This window comes from Bacteroides sp. 3_1_23 (assembly GCF_000162555.1).
Lineage (GTDB): Bacteria > Bacteroidota > Bacteroidia > Bacteroidales > Bacteroidaceae > Bacteroides > Bacteroides ovatus.
In genome coordinates this window covers 1239841-1257772 of sequence record NZ_GG774955.1, presented here as the reverse complement: position 1 = coordinate 1257772, position 17932 = coordinate 1239841, and the positions used below count along the sequence as shown (strand labels likewise).

15 protein-coding genes and 1 other RNA gene are annotated in these 17932 nt (G+C 42.6%); 3 read left to right on the top strand and 13 right to left on the bottom strand.

Annotated features, from left to right (window positions below):
- Nucleotides 1–108: 108 nt before the first annotated feature.
- From HMPREF9010_RS01970 to HMPREF9010_RS02010, 9 genes are all read right to left on the bottom strand, one after another.
- A complete protein-coding gene (locus tag HMPREF9010_RS01970; RefSeq protein WP_004310276.1) occupies nt 109–1281 on the bottom strand; it encodes a FecR family protein in 1173 nt (390 codons plus the stop codon).
- A gap of 62 nt (nt 1282–1343) precedes the next feature.
- Entirely contained in the window at nt 1344–1889 is a 546-nt protein-coding gene (locus tag HMPREF9010_RS01975; protein ID WP_004296671.1) for an RNA polymerase sigma factor, read from the bottom strand.
- Nucleotides 1890–1946: 57 nt separating this feature from the next.
- Nucleotides 1947–3140, bottom strand: coding sequence for a clostripain-related cysteine peptidase (locus HMPREF9010_RS01980; RefSeq protein WP_004310275.1), 1194 nt, complete (start codon nt 3138–3140; stop codon nt 1947–1949).
- 90 nt (nt 3141–3230) lie between these two features.
- A complete protein-coding gene (locus HMPREF9010_RS01985; protein WP_004310274.1) occupies nt 3231–3632 on the bottom strand; it encodes a hypothetical protein in 402 nt (133 codons plus the stop codon).
- 77 nt (nt 3633–3709) lie between these two features.
- The gene (locus tag HMPREF9010_RS01990) at nt 3710–4333 is read right to left on the bottom strand and encodes a murein L,D-transpeptidase catalytic domain-containing protein (RefSeq protein WP_008651521.1); all 624 of its coding nucleotides are present in this window, start codon (nt 4331–4333) and stop codon (nt 3710–3712) included.
- Between the two features lie 134 nt (nt 4334–4467).
- A complete protein-coding gene (locus HMPREF9010_RS01995; RefSeq protein WP_002561589.1) occupies nt 4468–5328 on the bottom strand; it encodes an RNA polymerase sigma factor RpoD/SigA in 861 nt (286 codons plus the stop codon).
- A 184-nt stretch (nt 5329–5512) separates the two neighbouring features.
- Nucleotides 5513–7048, bottom strand: coding sequence for a trypsin-like peptidase domain-containing protein (locus HMPREF9010_RS02000; RefSeq protein ID WP_004296667.1), 1536 nt, complete (start codon nt 7046–7048; stop codon nt 5513–5515).
- A gap of 219 nt (nt 7049–7267) precedes the next feature.
- Nucleotides 7268–8419, bottom strand: a complete 1152-nt coding sequence (locus HMPREF9010_RS02005) for a dipeptide epimerase (RefSeq protein ID WP_008651520.1) — start codon at nt 8417–8419, stop codon at nt 7268–7270.
- Between the two features lie 4 nt (nt 8420–8423).
- Nucleotides 8424–9404 (bottom strand): NlpC/P60 family protein, encoded by a 981-nt coding sequence (locus HMPREF9010_RS02010; RefSeq protein ID WP_008651519.1) that lies wholly within the window; start codon nt 9402–9404, stop codon nt 8424–8426.
- Nucleotides 9405–9502: 98 nt separating this feature from the next.
- Here HMPREF9010_RS02010 and rnpB point away from each other — a divergent pair.
- The 3 genes from rnpB to HMPREF9010_RS02020 all read left to right on the top strand — a co-directional run bounded on the left by rnpB (nt 9503) and on the right by HMPREF9010_RS02020 (nt 14656).
- Nucleotides 9503–9888, top strand: an RNA gene (rnpB, locus tag HMPREF9010_RS25050) — RNase P RNA component class A.
- 112 nt (nt 9889–10000) lie between these two features.
- Nucleotides 10001–11320 (top strand): YihY/virulence factor BrkB family protein, encoded by a 1320-nt coding sequence (locus HMPREF9010_RS02015; RefSeq protein WP_004296663.1) that lies wholly within the window; start codon nt 10001–10003, stop codon nt 11318–11320.
- A 51-nt stretch (nt 11321–11371) separates the two neighbouring features.
- Nucleotides 11372–14656 carry a S41 family peptidase gene (locus HMPREF9010_RS02020; protein ID WP_008651518.1) on the top strand — a complete coding sequence of 1095 codons (3285 nt, stop codon included), beginning with the start codon at nt 11372–11374 and terminating at the stop codon, nt 14654–14656.
- 213 nt (nt 14657–14869) lie between these two features.
- Here HMPREF9010_RS02020 and HMPREF9010_RS02025 read toward each other — a convergent pair whose 3' ends face one another.
- The 4 genes from HMPREF9010_RS02025 to pstB form a co-directional block, all read right to left on the bottom strand.
- Nucleotides 14870–15415, bottom strand: coding sequence for a nitroreductase family protein (locus HMPREF9010_RS02025; RefSeq protein ID WP_032843709.1), 546 nt, complete (start codon nt 15413–15415; stop codon nt 14870–14872).
- 32 nt (nt 15416–15447) lie between these two features.
- On the bottom strand, nt 15448–16050 hold the full coding sequence (locus HMPREF9010_RS02030; protein WP_004303876.1) for a riboflavin synthase: 603 nt from the start codon (nt 16048–16050) through the stop codon (nt 15448–15450).
- Nucleotides 16051–16425: 375 nt separating this feature from the next.
- The gene (phoU, locus tag HMPREF9010_RS02035; protein WP_004296659.1) at nt 16426–17115 is read right to left on the bottom strand and encodes a phosphate signaling complex protein PhoU; all 690 of its coding nucleotides are present in this window, start codon (nt 17113–17115) and stop codon (nt 16426–16428) included.
- 55 nt (nt 17116–17170) lie between these two features.
- Entirely contained in the window at nt 17171–17929 is a 759-nt protein-coding gene (gene pstB / locus HMPREF9010_RS02040; RefSeq protein WP_004303877.1) for a phosphate ABC transporter ATP-binding protein PstB, read from the bottom strand.
- Nucleotides 17930–17932: the final 3 nt, after the last annotated feature.

Genomic DNA, 17932 nt, shown 5'->3' with positions numbered 1-17932 from the left:
AAAAATTTAAATCTCACGGGTTCGGAAGAGTTGCCTCTCTTCCGAACTTCTTTTTTACAAAGGCTTCATTTCTGTGGTTTATTCATAGGCATTAAATTTTTAGGGTTATTACTCGATTTTTATACTTCCCGCTTCAATTGTACACTGGACATCGTACAGCAACGAGAAGGTTTTCATGACTTGTTCTATATCATCAAATAAGATAAGTTTTCCCATTGTACACTTTTGCGCAACTTCCGGCGTACATGTGATAGATACATTATAGTAGCGACTTAGCCGTTGGATAATATCTTTCATTGTCTCACCCCGGAACTGAAGTACGCCATCTTTCCATGAAATATAATCGTAAGCATTAACTTCGTCGATGCCGGATATCCCATCACTCAACTTAAAACGCTGATTAGGCAAAAGGACAAAATCTTCATTGGAGTTTGCTTTTACATTTACTTTTCCTTCTACCAACACCACGGATTGCAATGCATCATCAGCATAGGCAGACACATTAAACTTTGTTCCCAATACATTAACTGTCAGTTGGGGTGTCTCTACATAAAAAGGCCGGGAAGTATCTTTGGCAACTTCTATATAAATCTCTCCTTCTACTTTTATCCTGCGTTCGCCCGGACCAAAAGAGGAAGGGAAACGTAATTTACTTCCGGAATTAATCCATACTTTCGATCCGTCTGCCAATACAATGGATGAATGGCTACCATAAGGAACTATCAGTGTATTTTGTTTTCCGGGTTGAACCGCTCCCTCTTTGATTATCTCTGTTTCCTTACCATCGGATTGAATAGTAATATTGCTATCATAAGTAATGACGGCATTATTCTCTATCTGAATCGCTTCCGCATCATCTCTTATCAGCATTACTTTCTGATACAGAGTATCTGCTTTCACATTGACAAGCAGATCATCAGCAGTTCCGGACGTCTGAAAAGAATGAATCAACCAGAAAGAAACAATACCTAATATTAGTACACAGGCGGCAGCATAACGGGTAAATAAGATAAAACGATGTCTCTTATCACGACGCTCCATGCTTGTCTCTATACGTGCCCACAATCTTTCTGATTCTTCGGGTAAGCGCTGAACCGGATTCAGCCGGGCAGATAATATGATTTTGCGGGCCTCCTGTAGGGATGCTTGATCTTCGGGATGCTCTTTTTGATAATTAACCCACCATTCTTCCGATTCCTGGGTAGGAGCCAGACACCACAATATGAAGTCTTCATTTTGTAGCCATTGTTTTGTCGATTCGGGTATTCGATCTGAATGCATACTCGTTCTTTTTACGGTTTCACTTTAAAAACACGCAAAGAACAAAAATACCCCCACGAAAATTAAAGAAAATAACCGAAAAGGAAAAAATAAATAATTTGAGGCTGAATTTTACGCATTTGTTCGATAGCCCGATACACTAATTTCTGTGCTGCTTTAGGTTGTATTCCCATCAATTTCCCGATTTCCTCATAGCTAAGTCCTTGGGTATAACGAAGATATACAGCCTCCCGTTGCCGGTCTGTAAGGCTATCCAGCATCTTTTTCAGCTGTTTTTGCATAGCGGCTCTTTCTTTTTCTTCATCTATGAGTTCAAAGCCGTTCACTTCAATAAGGAAACTATAGTTATCAGAACCTTCTTCCAGAAATTCGGTATTCATTTCTTTTTTCTTAATGGTCCGAATCCGGTTCTTCAAACAGTTCAACAGATAGAACTTCATATTCTGACTTTCCCAAAGTTTGTGCTCACGCTCATATAAATGCAAAAAAACATCGTGAATGGCATCTTCTAAAAGTTCTTTACTAATGCCAAAAGCAATGCCGTATGAAAACAAATCGTTCTCATACGTCTCATATAACCACTTATATAAGGATTGCTTATTCTTCACACTATCTTCACAAAAAGTTAGAATCCTATCTTCTAAAGAATATTGAAATGGTAATTATCACCAGCCTGTCTCATCCCATCCGGCAGCGGAGTACCATTGTATCGACTGACGATAAAAAGGATTTATCTCCTCTTCATACGACTGACGAAATATATAAGTAGAAAGTCCTGCAGAGCCATTCATCGAGAAACTACCGCCATAACTGGAGTAATTATTAGGAGTAGTCTTCCAATAAACCACAGCAGCATCATAAGCAGCTTTCCAAGCCTCATATTCGCTAGTCTCACTACCTAAAGAACGTATTAATCCATCAAAATCATAATAATACTTACTGGACCGACAATCATAACAGAGTATGCCCGATGTGGCTATCGCTTGTCTGCCCTTAATATATTTCAGAATAATCTCACTACTGCTTTTAGCCAGTTGTTCCAACATGGAAGTGTTCACTACAGAAACAGAGACTCCTGCCGTCCAGGGATCACCTAAGCCCCAATTATATGGCAATTTGCCAGTATAAAGATTTTCATCTGCATAAAATTCAAAATATGCCTTTGCTATGTCCGTAGCCGATGCATTATTGGCAAACATAGCCGGAACTACTTTCTGATATGGAGCACCCGGTGCGGGTATCTCTGTCGGAGAGCCTATTATGTAATCCGCATGTTCCTTCAATTCATAGACCACCTCAACAGATTGCATAAAGCATGCATCGAAAAGAAGAAAACTCAAATGAGGCGCATTACGCAGAACATCTTTTAACTCGGAAATATCCATGTAATTTGAACCACCATCCTGTCCCCACCAACGGGTTTTATTCTGCGATTTTGCCAACCATCCTTCTCCATGAGACCACAAAACCAACCCATAACTCTGTGCCGGATATTCAGAAAATGCCGTGTTGATAACCTCCTTCATCTTAGAGACATCTACAGAGTTTCGTCCTTCATACGTAGCGATTAGCTCCTCCTGTACGACATTCTTCTTTTTATCCTTCTTCAATCGAATTAGTTTAGGACTTGATCCGGTATCAATGTATACGAGTAGGTTATAAGAGTTATCATCTACAGACTGCATTCCCTCTGTCATTTCCGCCAAATCCTCTGTGGCAAAGCTGCGAAGAGAATTGTCACCTGCTATATAAACAAGAACTGTACGCATCTGGACTCCTCTTTCATCATCGTCATTATGACAAGCGATTACCAGCATAGCCAAACACACAAACAAGGAGAATATTTTTATCTTTTTCATTAGATTTCAAGTTTATTACGAGGCAAAGATAAAAAAATAAGAGATGCAAAGCTGCATCTCTTATTATATTAACAATTTAACTATTGCTTATTATTCTTCCGGTTTCGTAAAGCGGAATTTATCTGAATCAATCCGCGATACCGTCATTCTATTATTCTTCTTATATTTATTCAGAATCTTCGTTGCTTCTTTTTCCAACTTCTTTCTGTTTTCCGAGAAGTAAATCATACATGTACTATTCTGCTGCAGTTGGTTATCCTCCAGATAATTTTTCAACTGATAACTATATAATTCACGATGAGCCAAGAACCCTTCTTTGCTAACCTTCGCACTATCTAATATCTGAATATCCGTGAAATAGACTACCGTATCCGTAAATGAAGCAGAAATTCCAAAAGCATAAACCGGTTTAGAATGGTCTTTTTTCAAGGAAAAAGCAGAGCACATGGTAAACACAAGTGCAATTGCAAATAGTATTTTTACGTATTTCATATCATATAATTTTTAACCTTGCAAAGGTAACAAAAAAGAGGAGATTACCTCTATTTATCTCAAATAAATAGCATTTCTTAGTCATAGACCCATAGCAGGACTGGTTTCTTTTCCGCTTTGAGCAACCCGTCAACTTTCCTCATCACTTCATCGGATATTACAGGACACCCTTGACTGATTCCTAACGGAAGATGCAAAGGATACACCTCTGTTTCCGGCAACGGAGTATAAGAATGCAACACGATATACCGCTTGAAAGCATTATCATTCGTCGCTTCCAATCCATGTAATTTATAATGAATATTGATTCCCCACTTGCTATACGACCGGATACCCACCTTGTATTTCCCCAAAGAAGAGCAATAACTACCTTCCACATTGCTGAATACAGGCTTGGACACAGTGCTATTTTTCCCATATCCATGAGCACAGAGACTGGCATACTTCACGGAATCTCCTTTGAAATCCCATACAAAGAAACGCCTTTTACCAGAATGAATACTGAAATCTACCAGAAAGCAATAATTCGTATTATATCCGTTCTTATCACAATAAGCCTTTCCTGCCTGTGCTTTTTCCCGCAAACGCTGCTCTACTTTAACAGGCACCGAATCAGAAGAGGATGCCGCACATCTTGCATACGCCACCATCCCTGCTCCCAAAGCAATAAGAACCAATGATATTAAAACTGACTTTTTCATAAAACTCACATAGTATAAGATTGAATTATAGAATGGGGCTTATGTAAAAAGTCGCATAAGTACATTCTTCTATATGAAAAGTGCGACTTATGCGACTCAAATTCTTTTTTCTTTCAGAAACTGATATTCCTTACTTATCCCAAGTAAGATTTGAGCAATTTACTACGATTACTTTGTCTAAGTCTTCTAATTGCTTTTTCTTTAATCTGACGAACGCGCTCACGTGTGAGGCCAAATTTATCGCCGATTTCTTCCAATGTCATTTCTTGCTGTCCGATACCGAAAAACATCTGAATGATTTCTTTTTCTCTATCGGTTAACGTAGAAAGAGCTCTATCAATTTCCCTCGCAAGAGACTCATTAACCAGAGAGCGGTCCGCCATTGGCGAATCATCGTTAACCAACACATCCAACAGGCTGTTATCCTCCCCTTCCACAAAAGGCGCATCCACCGAAATATGACGGCCGGATACCTTCAGCGTATCAGAGATTTTATCAACCGGAATTTCCAGTTCGTCTGCCAACTCCTCGGGAGACGGACGCCGCTCGTTTTCCTGTTCAAACTTCGAGAAGGCTTTGCTGATCTTATTCAGCGAACCTACCTGATTCAACGGGAGACGAACAATACGCGACTGCTCTGCCAATGCTTGCAGAATAGACTGGCGAATCCACCATACAGCGTAGCTAATGAACTTAAATCCACGTGTTTCATCAAATTTCTCGGCAGCCTTAATCAGTCCTAAATTGCCTTCATTAATCAAGTCAGGCAAACTCAAACCTTGGTTCTGGTACTGTTTAGCCACAGATACGACGAAACGAAGATTGGCACGTGTCAATTTTTCCAATGCTACACGGTCACCCTTACGAATGCGTTGAGCGAGTTCCACTTCTTCCTCAACAGTAATCAGGTCTTCACGGCCGATTTCCTGCAAATACTTATCAAGAGAAGCGCTCTCTCTGTTAGTGATACTTTTGGTAATCTTTAGTTGTCTCATTCTTTAAAAACAGATTTGGAGTGCAAAGTTACGACAAATAATTTGTTAACATACAAAATTAAGTAACTTTTACACTATATTTTTCATCTAATAAAACAAAAAGAGATGCCGACAAGTTGATTGGCGGCATCCTTTTTCTATTTCATTAGCTTATCCTGCAATCTTCTTACCTTATTTTTATATATTACTCTTGAGTCAGATCGACAGCGAAATATCCGCGTTTACCTGATGGGAACACACCGGTCAGGAATAATACCTGGTTCGGAGACTTAACAGCAGCTTTCATTACTTCTTCCAGATCGCTGACTTTGCGCATCGGCTGGTCATTAGCTTTCAGGATAATGAAGCCTTTACGAACTCCTGCATCTGACATCTTACCGGAAGAAACTCCTGTCACTTGCAGACCGTAACCTAGATTCAATTGCTTCTTCAAGTCATCCGGCAACTCTTTGAAAGCAGCTCCCAGGATTTCCATGCCTGCATCCTTCACGATCTTGGTAGTACCTTGCTCGTTCTTCAACGTTACTTCAACGGTCTTTTCCTTCTTATCGCGCATCAGTTTTACTTTCACCTTATCACCCGGACGATGTTTAGCAAGTGCTTCCTGCAAGTCAGCCATATTGGATACTTTCTTATTATCCACACCGATAATTACGTCATCGACTTTGATATCAGCTCCGGCAGCAGAACCATTCTCTACGATTTCAGAAACCCATACTCCTTCTACAACACCCAGTTCTTTAGCTTTATCTGCCAATGTCTTACCGGATTTGTCAATCGGTTGACGGTCGTCCATCAAACTGCTACCGATAGAGCCACCACGAATACCGAGCAATGCACGTTGTACTGTTCCATATTGTTTCAAGTCGGCAATTACTTTCGTCATAATGCTGGTCGGGATAGCAAAACCGTATCCTGCATAAGCACCTGTCGGAGAAGAAAGCACTGAATTGATACCAACCAATTCACCTTTGGCATTTACCAGTGCACCACCACTGTTACCCTGGTTGATGGCAGCATCCGTCTGGATGAATGATTCTATACCACCATTATATACTCCCAGAGAACGGGCTTTTGCACTTACGATGCCGGCAGTTACAGTAGAGTTCAAATTGAACGGGTTACCTACTGCCAATACCCACTCTCCTACTTTCAACGCTTCGGAATCTCCCACCGGAATAGTCGGGAAATCATCACCCTCAATTTTCACCAGCGCAAGGTCGGTGCTGGGGTCAGTGCCAATCACGCGTCCTTTAAATTCACGGTTATCATTCAGTTTCACACTGATTTCATCCGCACCTTCAATCACATGATTATTCGTTACGATATATCCATCCTTCGAGATGATTACTCCCGAACCAAAACCTACACGAGGTTGAGACTGTACCTGACGTTGCTGTCCGCGTCCATCACCAAAAAAGAAATCGAAAATGTCCGGCGCTTGCTGAACAGTTCTTGTTTTAGCTTCTTGAGTAGACCTTATATGTACGACAGCATGAAGTGAATTCTCGGCAGCCTGTGTCAAATCAACAGGTTGAGCGTTCACAGCGTCAAAAGCAGCCAATTTGACATTGGGATTCTGCTTGAACATCTCATTAAAAGATGTTTCTTTTGCAGATTCGTTAGATTGCAACAATTTGTAAGTTGTCAATCCTGCAACTCCTGAGCTAAGAAGAATGATTGCTCCTACTCCCAGAATGTTCTTTGTTGTCTGTTTCATGATTTATAATTCTTTAAATTGTTAATATTCGACATTGTTTTAACTTTTACGACGTTAAAATAATAACAAATATCGTTCACTTATTCTACTTGTCACTCTTTTTTGTCCACTTTTAACAGAGAATATTTGGAGCTTAACAGCGGTTAACGACAACACCTGACAAATTTACATTCGTTGTATGTCAGATGGCTTTAACACTCTGACATTCATTCAGTAAAGTCAGATTTTCATGACACCGATTCCAGGTAAGTCATTCAGAGTGATCTTTCCTTTCACCACTTCCACCCCTTTAAAGCGATCATTAGAGATAAGCAGGTTGCCATCCAGGTCGGCAAAATCCACTAATGGCGAGAACTGTGAAGCTGCAGAAATAGCACAGGAAGTCTCTGTCATACAGCCCACCATGACACGCATGCCGAGTGCATGAGCCAATGTCACCATCTTCCATGCTTCACGCATACCGGTACACTTCATCAGCTTTATATTGATTCCCGTGAAAGCGCCTTTTAAAGCGGCTACATCTCCCAGACGCTGCAAGGATTCATCCGCAAATATCGGTAGCGGGCTCTGTTGTGTTATCCAGGCAATATCCTCTAGCTTCTCCTTAGGCATGGGCTGTTCTATCATCACAACGCCTTTTTCTTTCAGCCAATGAATCATATCGAGCGCGTATTGGCGGTCTGCCCATCCTTGATTGGCATCTATCGCTATCGGAAGGTCTGTTACCGAACGAATGGTTTCAATCATCTCCTTATCATTGTCCCGTCCCAGTTTCACCTTTAATATATTAAACTGATCGGCACACTCTTTTGTTTTCGCCCGCACTACATCCGGCGCATCGATGCCTATCGTAAAGGTAGTGGAAGGTGTCTTTTCTTTGTTCAATCCCCATATCTTATACCAGGGAGCGCCTAATAGTTTCCCTACCAGATCATGAAGGGCGATATCTACCGCAGCTTTCGCTGCCGTATCCTTTGGCGAGAGGCTGTCAACGTATGACAAAATGTCATCTAGCTGAAAAGGATCACTAAACTGTTCCAGATTCACTTTCCCAAGGAAATTCATCACAGACTCTACTGTTTCTCCCAAATAAGGAGGCATAGAGGCTTCTCCATATCCCGTCACGCCTTCATATTCTATTTCTACCTGCACATCGGGAGTTGTTGTACGCGAATAAGTGGCAACTGTAAACACGTGCCTCAACTTCAATTCATAAGGGAAAAAAGTCATTTTCATCTTCCCTCCCAAACCGAGCTTATTTATATGAATGGTAGAAAGCAACGATTCTCCGGCTAGTGCCTGACGGGCTACTAACCCCGAACTGAAAGCAGCCAAAGCTGCCGTTTTCAAAAAATCTCTCCTGTTCTGCATTCTTTTATTGATAAAAGGGGTTCTTATTTGTGGTATTCATTCCTTTCTCCTTATTTATATAAGGTAAGAAACGGACAGCAAAAAGTAAACGCTTCGTGTTGAATTCATCATAGTTTTGATCCGAAGGATTCATGCTGCTGACGTGCACATCTCCCAATGCGTGGATAAACTGCTTGTTTCCGAGGTAAATGCCGACGTGAGAAATACCTTCTTTACGTTCCGCAGTCGCTTTCCGGCCGAAAAACACCAGATCTCCCCGTTTGACATTAGAGAAGTCAGGAGCAATATCGATATGTTCGCCCACATAGGCCTGTTGAGAGGCATCTCTCGGGATAATAATGTCATGCATAAAAAGTACGGTCCGTACCAGTCCGCTACAATCCACTCCCTTGGAAGAGGTTCCTGCCCATAGATAAGGAATTCCCATCATCGAGTAAGCTGTTTCAATGATACTTTCAACATCTTGTTTCAGTGAAGCTCGCCATTCCGCTTCCGGTTGGGAAATGGATTTCGAAAGATATGCTTTCCGTCCGTCGGGATAAGACACTTGATAGAAATGTCCTTTGCTCCCCTCCCACTTCAAACGATTGCCCGCAACAACATCGGATACGGGTTGGGAACTCTCATCCGGTTTCTCATACGCAAATCCGTAGTGCGAGGTAACCACTATCTTTTCTGCCCGATTCCATTCATCATACCGTTCTTTCGACATGGGGGTAATTACCATCCGGTGCACCCATCCGGTATAATCATCCGGTGTTTGTATCTCGTACCAACCGTTATACTGAAGCACCTTGACCGGCATTCCCAACAATGCCTGCGTACTCATGCCGGAAGTAAATTTGCCTTCCTCGCGCAAATTGCAAACTGAAATATGTACTACCCCATAAGCCGAATCGGCAGGCATGGGACGTATTTCCTGTGCTTTCAGGCTAGCTGCCATCATCGCCAGGAAACAATAGAAAAGGAGGATATTCTTCTTCATTAAAATCCATTTTAATGATAGCAAAGTTAGAAATTATTTCTATTTGTGATACTTTCTTTGGCTAAAACAAAATAAATGACGTATTTTTGCAGTCTAAAGCAGTTGGCCGGTCTGTCGCGTGCATGTTTCGTGCAGGAGGAAAGTCCGGGCAACATAGAGCATCCTACTTCCTAACAGAAAGCTGTCCGCGAGGGTAGAGTAACGTAGAAGAAAATAACCGCCGCTCCTTTCGGGGAGAGGTAAGGGTGAGAAGGTGGGGTAAGAGCCCACCAGTCGCATGGCGACATGCGGGCTGTACGTCTTAGGAGTTGTAAGGTCATGTAAACCGGCGTTATGAGAGTTGCTCGCTCCATGTCGGAGGGTAGACCGCTAAAGTGTCGTGGTGACACGCCACTCAGATAAATGACAGGCACCTGATATAATTAAAGATTAATAATTGGAAATTATATGGGTACAGAACTCGGCTTATAGGCTGACTGCTTTTTCTTTTAATTATCCATTTAATTACAAATGACTAATGGATGAGGATCGACTGTTCGAGCAAGTCTGTTGTAATCAGTAATTAGTTGCTTGCAATTAGTAATTAGCGAAGAACTATGAAGAAGAAAATCACCGATATATGGAAGTTTCTTACGTATGACATCTGGCGCATTACGGAAGACGAAGTGACCCGAACCAAGTTCTCACTCTACAATATTATAAAGACCGTCTATCTTTGTATCAATCGGTTTACCAAAGACCGGATGGCCAATAAAGCTTCTGCACTTACTTATAGCACATTGCTTGCCATTGTACCGATACTTGCCATCCTGTTTGCCGTAGCGCGTGGTTTCGGGTTCGACAACCTGATGGAACATCAGTTCCGCAACGGTTTTGGAGGAAATACAGAAACAACGGAGGCCATTCTCTCATTTGTCAATTCCTATCTTTCACAGACCAAAGGAGGTATTTTCATTGGAGTTGGTTTGGTAATGTTGTTATGGACGGTTATCAATCTGGTCAGTAATATTGAAATCACCTTCAACCGTATCTGGGAAGTGAAAAAAGCACGATCCATGTATCGCAAGATTACGGACTATTTCTCCATGTTCCTGCTGATGCCGATTCTGATCGTGGTATCCGGAGGACTTTCTCTGTTTATGAGCACCATTCTCAAGCAGATGGATGATTTCGTCCTGCTCGCTCCTGTTATGAAATTCATGATACGGCTTATTCCTTTTGTCCTGACATGGCTGATGTTCACCGGGCTGTACATCTTCATGCCGAACACGAAAGTGAAATTCAAACACGCTCTCATTGCAGGTATTCTGGCAGGGTCTGCTTATCAGGCTTTTCAGTTCCTGTACATCAACAGCCAGTTGTGGGTGTCAAAGTACAATGCCATTTATGGTAGTTTTGCCGCACTTCCCTTATTCCTGCTTTGGTTGCAGATATCCTGGACAATCTGTTTGTTTGGAGCCGAACTGACGTATGCCGGACAGAATATCCGCAGCTTTAGCTTTGACCAGGACACCCGGAACATCAGCAGACGATACCGGGATTTTATATCCATCCTGATTATGTCACTCATAGCCAAACGATTCGAAAAGAACGAACCGCCCTATACGGCTGCAGAAATATCGGAGGAGCATCAGATCCCCATCCGACTGACAAATCAGGTACTTTATCAGTTACAGGAAATAGAATTGATTCACGAGGTTGTTACCGACGAAAAAAGCGAAGAAATCGGTTACCAGCCTTCAATGGATATCAATCAACTGAATGTGGCTGTCCTGCTGGACCGTTTGGACACATACGGCTCCGAGAATTTCAAAATAGACAAAGACGAAGAATTCAACGACGAATGGAAGGTGCTGACCGAATCCAGAGAAGAATACTATAAAAAAGCAAGTAAAGTATTACTGAAGGATTTGTAGGAAAGTCAAACCTTAAATCGCGAGAATGAACTTAACACAATATTAGAAAAAATGAAAAAGCTACTGCTAAGTGCATTTGTCATCTGTCTAGCAGGGACAAGCATTGCACAAGAATCTCCTTTATGGATGCGCCACTGCGCTCTTTCTCCAGACGGAACCACCATTGCATTTACCTACAAAGGAGACATCTACACGGTACCGTCAACCGGCGGACGTGCCACACAAATCACCACCAATCCGGCTTTTGATACGGAACCGGTATGGAGTCCCGACAGTAAACAAATTGCCTTTGCATCGGATCGCATGGGAAGTCTCGACGTTTTCGTCGTATCCAGTGAAGGAGGAGCACCCCAGCGACTGACCACTCATTCAGGCAGTGAGAAACCTGTTGCCTACAAAGACAACAAACACATTTTATTCACAGCCAACATTGCTCCCTCTGCCGAAGATGCCGGGTTTCCTTCCGGCCAGTTCCAGCAAGTGTACGAGGTAGCCGTGACGGGAGGACGCCCCGCTATGTTCTCATCCATGCCAATGGAGTGCATCTCTATTAATAAGGAGGGAGTGATGCTCTATCAGGACAAGAAAGGATACGAAGACTATTGGCGCAAGCATCAGGTATCCCCTATTGCCCGTGACATCTGGACATACACTCCCGGGAAAAAACCTGTTTATCAAAAACAAACTACTTTCGGAGGTGAAGACCGCGAACCGGTATGGAGTCCTGATGGTAAATCATTCTATTATCTAAGTGAAGAGAAAGGTTCCTTCAATATATTCCAACGTACTCCCGGAACCACCACTTCCCAACAAATCACTTTCCATACAAAGCATCCCGTACGTTTTCTAAGCATTTCAACCACCGGCACACTCTGTTATGGTTATGACGGCGAAATTTATACACTTACTCCGGGCAAACAACCCCAAAAGGTAAATATAAGTATCCTGGCAGACAAGAATGACAAAGATATTATCCGCCAAATCAAATCCAACGGGGCTACCGACATCGCTGTATCTCCCAAAGGAAAAGAGGTCGCATTCATTATGCGCGGTGATGTTTACGTAACCTCCATTGACTACAAAACAACCAAACAAATTACCAACACACCCGATCAGGAACGTAACATCAGTTTCGCTCCCGACGGACGCACACTCGTCTACTCTTCAGAACGCGATGGATTGTGGCAGCTTTACACTTCCACCATCGTACGCAAAGAGGAGAAACAATTCACCTATGCCACAGAATTGAAAGAAGAACGTTTGACAAACTCCAAAGTCGCTTCTTTCCAACCACAATTCAGTCCTGACGGTAAAGAGGTTGCTTTCCTCGAGAACCGTACCGCTATCCGTGTCATCAATCTAAAAAACAAGGCTGTGCGCACAGTGATGGATGCCAAATATCAATATTCTTATGCCGACGGTGACCAATGGTTCCAATGGAGCCCCGACAGCCAATGGATTCTATCAGACTTCATTGGCATAGGAGGCTGGAACAATAAAGACGTTGTTTTGCTGAAAGCCGACGGAAAAGGCGAAATGGTCAATCTTACCGAAAGCGGATACAGCGACAGCAACGCCAAATGGGTGTTGGGCGGGAAAGCAATGATATGGAACAGTGACCGTGCCGGATACCGTAGCCATGGTAGCTGGGGAAGTGAAGACGACACCTATATTATGTTTTTCGACGTCGATGCCTACAACCGCTTCCTGATGAGCAAAGAAGATATTGCCTTACTTGAAGAAGCGGAAAAGGCAGAGAAAGCAGAAAAAGAAAAAAACAAGAAAGAAAAGGCAGAGAAGAAAGAAGACACTAAAGACAGTAAGAAGAAAACGAACCAGAATGAGAATGCGAAAAAAGACAGTACAGAGATAAAGCCTCTTACATTCGATTTGGAGAATCGTTTTGACCGCATCGTCCGTCTAACTGTAAATTCTTCCCGCCTGGGTGACGCTGTCATGAGTCCGAAAGGTGATATTCTTTATTACCTGGCAGCTTTTGAAGGAGACTACGACCTTTGGGAGCATAAACTGAAAGAAAATACGACTAAAATATTATTGAAAGGAGTTGGCGGCGGCTCACTCATACCGGATAAAGAAGGAAAGAATATCTTTATGTGCACAGGCGGCCGATTGAAGAAAATAGAGATTGCCGGTAGCAAAATTACACCGATAGAATTTGAAGCATTCTTCGATTACCGTCCTTATGATGAACGCGCATACATCTTCGACCACGTTTGCCAACAAGTAAATGACAAATTCTATACTGCCGACTTGCATGGAGTGGACTGGAAAGGATATAAAAAAGCATACGAACGCTTCTTGCCCCACATCAGCAACAATTATGACTTCACGGAAATGTTGAGTGAATTGCTTGGCGAATTGAATGGTTCCCATACCGGAGCCCGGTTTGCAGCAGGAGGCAGCGCAATGCCTACCGCTACTCTGGGAGTCTTTTACGATGAGTCATACGACGGTGCCGGGTTAAAGATCAAGGAAATCATGAAGCAAAGTCCTTTCACGCAGAAAAAGACAGAAGTGAAGGCAGGTTGCATCATTGAAAAAGTAGACGGCACAACGATTGAAGCCGGTGCTGATTACTTCCCGTTATTTGAAGGCAAAGTCGGACGCAAAGTAGTACTTACCGTATACGATCCTTCTACTAAAAAACGTTTTGAAGAAACAGTAAAGGCAATCAGCTATGGAACTCAAAGCGAGCTGCTTTACAAACGTTGGGTAGAGCGCTGCACCAAGAAAGTGGAAGAGCTTTCCGGCGGACGCATTGCTTATGTACATATTAAAGGTATGGACAGCCCCAGCTTCCGCAAGATCTATTCCGAACTGCTCGGCCGTTATCGCAATAAAGAAGCCGTAGTGGTAGATACCCGTCATAATGGCGGCGGATGGCTACACGATGATGTAGTCACCTTACTTAGTGGAAAAGAATATCAACGTTTCGTGCCACGCGGACAATATATCGGCAGCGATCCATTCAACAAATGGCTGAAAGCCTCATGCATGCTAACTTGCGAAGACAATTACAGCAATGCTCATGGCACTCCTTACGTATATAAGACTCTAGGCATTGGTAAACTGGTAGGCGCCCCGGTGGCAGGCACGATGACCGCCGTGTGGTGGGAACGCCAGATAGATCCGTCTATTGTATTCGGTATCCCGCAGGTGGGTTGCATGGATATGCAAGGCAACTATCTCGAAAATCAGACCTTGCAACCTGATATTCTAGTTTATAACGAACCGGCAGCCAGCCTGAAAGGAGAAGATGCACAACTGAAAGCAGCAGTAGACTACCTATTGAAAGATTTGTCAAAAAAGAAATAAATATAGCATTATTGATGCCGCCGGAAAAGCGGCATCAATAACACGCTAACTATCAACACCTTAAAAAAGCCATTTATTGGTTTTAAAGAAACAGGTCGTTCCTTTAAAAGGAAAGCATCGTTGGTTTAAAAGGAACGTCCCCTTCCTTTAAAACCAACGATGCTTTCTGTTATATGCTTATCCTAAAGGGCTAAGAATATAATTATTTTTCAATCAATAACGATTGTATGAAATCACCTTTTCTTTCGGCTTCCTTATCTTCTTACGTTTTTCCTTTGCCGGATAGCCAATGACAATATCCAGCAATAAACGTTTCGAAGCAGGAATACCGACAAGCTGTTTCAGCTCTTTTTCATCGAACCAACCCAGAATACAAGAACCCAAACCTTCGGCTTCAGCTGCCAGAGAAATATGAGCAGCCACTATTCCAATGTCGATCAACGGAAAATGCTTGCCTTTTACCTTTCCGCCAAGCAGGGAGGTTATATTAGCAGATTCTTCTACAACCAGAATATGCACGGGAGCATCTTTGGCAAACTTATTCATTCCCAAGCCAGCAGCAGCTTTCCCGGCTTTTTGAGCCAGTTCCTTGTCTGTGATGACCACAAACCTCCAAGGTTGTGCGTTGCAGGCCGAAGGAGCCAAACGTGCAGCTTCAAGTACCCGTTCCAACTTTTCCGGCTCCACCGGACGTTCCTTATCATACGAACGGTCACTTTGACGAGCCTGCACCAATTGAAGAAAATCAGTATATGCCATTTCCAATCCTCCGGTCACTTATTTATATTTTCTTATTTATATTGAATCATCCGGCTGATATACTTGCCGATAATATCGAATTCGATATTTACCACACTGCCAATCTCAAACGTATGGAAGTTCGTATGCTCGTATGTATAAGGAATGATAGCCACCTGGAAAGTATCATCCGTCGGATTACATACCGTCAGGCTAACACCGTTCACAGTCACCGAACCTTTATCCACGGTGATATATCCGCGTTTCGCCATCTCCTTGTCAAACGCATATCGGAATGTAAAATACCAGCTGCCTTCCGCATCCTTAATATCGATACAAGTAGCAGTCTGATCCACATGTCCCTGAACGATATGTCCGTCCAACCGACCGTTCATCATCATGCTACGTTCAACGTTCACCTTATCCCCCACTTTCAACAAACCGAGGTTAGAACGCTCCAATGTTTCTTTCATGGCAGTCACCGTATACGTATCATCCGTCAGAGTCACTACCGTCAGGCATACACCATTGTGAGAAATACTCTGGTCGATTTTCAACTCATTCACAAACGAACACTTAAATGTAAAGTGTATATTCTCCTGGTCTTTCACCAGTGCTACCAAAGTAGCATATTCTTCTACGATTCCAGAAAACATAATTCTATTTACTATTTACGATTTTACAATTGAAAGTACTCTCTTAATGCAAGGGTCAAAGATACGAATAAGGAAGCAGCTTAGAAAATAAGAGCAAAAAAAAATGGGGCTTTTCACAAAGCTCCATTTTTCAGTTTTCAATAGGTATTAGTTTTTTTTTAAGGTAAAAAGATTGTTTTCAGGATAACGGTGCAAATATAGGCGGTTTTACCGATACTATCCAAATTATAAAACATGTCATATAACATCTTTTTGAAAATTCTTTGGATTTATTATCATTTGAAGCAAAATCTCCTGTAACTTGTCCGTTACAGGAGACAAATATAAGATATTTTTTTAAGGAGCCCTAATTTCTGTTTAAAAATCGGCAGAAAATTACTTTTCCGGGTAATTTTCATCGGTTTTTCCACGATGTTTTAACACTTTGGCATCAATGAAGAATACAATCTCCTCGGCAATGTTGGTAATATGATCTCCCGAACGTTCCAGTTTACGGAACACGCTGACTAAATCTACGCAAGTATGTACAGCTTCCGGATGTTCGATAATATAGTCTGAAAGAATCCCTGTTGCATCCGCATTGATTTCATCTAGCAAATTATCCTTAGCAAACACTCCTGCCGCCAAATCATTACTCTCTTCATTCAAGGCACGTTTTGCCAGTTCCAGCATCGACAACACCTCTGCCTGCATCTCTGCCAGGCGAAGACGAGACAACAGCTCCGCATCCAATACCGGTTCTTTGCAACGAAGTACAAAACGGGCGATCCCTTCCGCAAAGTCACCCAAACGTTCCAGATTTGTGTTAATCTTCAACATAGCCAACACAAAACGAAGATCAATCGCCACCGGATTATACAATGCGATAATATCTTCCACATCACTATCTATCTTCAATTCAAAAGCATTCACCCTGCGCTCGCGAACCATCACCTGTTGAGCCAGCTCCTTGTCAAGGGTCAACACAGCCTCTCCGGCACGGTCAAGCTGGTTGTACACCAAGGTCCACATTTCATCAATTTCCTTCTTCAATAGGATGAGTTCCGATTCTATAAACTTTACCATAGTCTATTATATATAAATGATTAATATTCTATCAATTGGGTTCCAGATACCCGGATTACCCAAAACGTCCCGTTATGTAATTCTGGGTAGCCTCTTTCTCCGGATTGGTGAATATCTTTTTCGTCTGATCGAACTCCACCATTTCTCCCATATAGAAAAACGCCGTCTTATCACTGACACGGGCCGCCTGCTGCATATTATGCGTAACGATTACAATCGTATAATCCTTCTTCAGTTCATGAATCAACTCCTCCACTTTCGCCGTAGAAATAGGATCGAGCGCAGACGCAGGTTCATCCATCAGCAATACCGAAGGAGAGACAGCCATCGCACGGGCGATACAAAGACGCTGCTGCTGTCCGCCGGACAATGCATAAGCCGATTCCTTCAACTTATCTTTCACCTCATCCCAAAGAGCCGCTCCTTTCAATGTTTCCTCCACACGCTGGCGAATGAAAGCATTATCTTTTATTCCGTTCACACGAAGTCCGTAAGCCACATTCTCGAATATGCTTTTCGGGAAAGGATTGGGACGCTGGAACACCATTCCCACATTCTTGCGGAGTTCGTCCACTTCCACGCCTTTCGCATAGATATTATGTCCGTCGATACGGATTTCTCCCTCCAGACGGGTAGCAGGAATCAAATCATTCATCCGGTTGAAAAGCCGGAGGAAAGTAGATTTGCCACAACCGGACGGTCCGATAAAAGCAACAACCGATTTTTCCTCAATCTGCATGCTGATGCCCTTCAATGCATGAAAGTCCCCATACCAGAAGTTCACATCACGCACATCTATTTTCACTGTATCCATATA

What these genes read in the sequence shown, in the direction of transcription:
- HMPREF9010_RS02025 (WP_032843709.1), bottom strand. Translation starts at nt 15,415, where the DNA reads ATGGCATATACTGATTTTCTTCAATTGGTGCAGGCTCGTCAAAGTGAC.
- HMPREF9010_RS01990 (WP_008651521.1), bottom strand. Translation starts at nt 4,333, where the DNA reads ATGAAAAAGTCAGTTTTAATATCATTGGTTCTTATTGCTTTGGGAGCA.
- HMPREF9010_RS01985 (WP_004310274.1), bottom strand. Translation starts at nt 3,632, where the DNA reads ATGAAATACGTAAAAATACTATTTGCAATTGCACTTGTGTTTACCATG.
- pstB (WP_004303877.1), bottom strand. Translation starts at nt 17,929, where the DNA reads ATGGATACAGTGAAAATAGATGTGCGTGATGTGAACTTCTGGTATGGG.
- HMPREF9010_RS01970 (WP_004310276.1), bottom strand. Translation starts at nt 1,281, where the DNA reads ATGCATTCAGATCGAATACCCGAATCGACAAAACAATGGCTACAAAAT.
- HMPREF9010_RS02030 (WP_004303876.1), bottom strand. Translation starts at nt 16,050, where the DNA reads ATGTTTTCTGGAATCGTAGAAGAATATGCTACTTTGGTAGCACTGGTG.
- HMPREF9010_RS02000 (WP_004296667.1), bottom strand. Translation starts at nt 7,048, where the DNA reads ATGAAACAGACAACAAAGAACATTCTGGGAGTAGGAGCAATCATTCTT.
- phoU (WP_004296659.1), bottom strand. Translation starts at nt 17,115, where the DNA reads ATGGTAAAGTTTATAGAATCGGAACTCATCCTATTGAAGAAGGAAATT.
- HMPREF9010_RS01980 (WP_004310275.1), bottom strand. Translation starts at nt 3,140, where the DNA reads ATGAAAAAGATAAAAATATTCTCCTTGTTTGTGTGTTTGGCTATGCTG.
- HMPREF9010_RS02015 (WP_004296663.1), top strand. Translation starts at nt 10,001, where the DNA reads ATGAAGAAGAAAATCACCGATATATGGAAGTTTCTTACGTATGACATC.
- HMPREF9010_RS02010 (WP_008651519.1), bottom strand. Translation starts at nt 9,404, where the DNA reads ATGAAGAAGAATATCCTCCTTTTCTATTGTTTCCTGGCGATGATGGCA.
- HMPREF9010_RS01995 (WP_002561589.1), bottom strand. Translation starts at nt 5,328, where the DNA reads ATGAGACAACTAAAGATTACCAAAAGTATCACTAACAGAGAGAGCGCT.
- HMPREF9010_RS02005 (WP_008651520.1), bottom strand. Translation starts at nt 8,419, where the DNA reads ATGCAGAACAGGAGAGATTTTTTGAAAACGGCAGCTTTGGCTGCTTTC.
- HMPREF9010_RS02020 (WP_008651518.1), top strand. Translation starts at nt 11,372, where the DNA reads ATGAAAAAGCTACTGCTAAGTGCATTTGTCATCTGTCTAGCAGGGACA.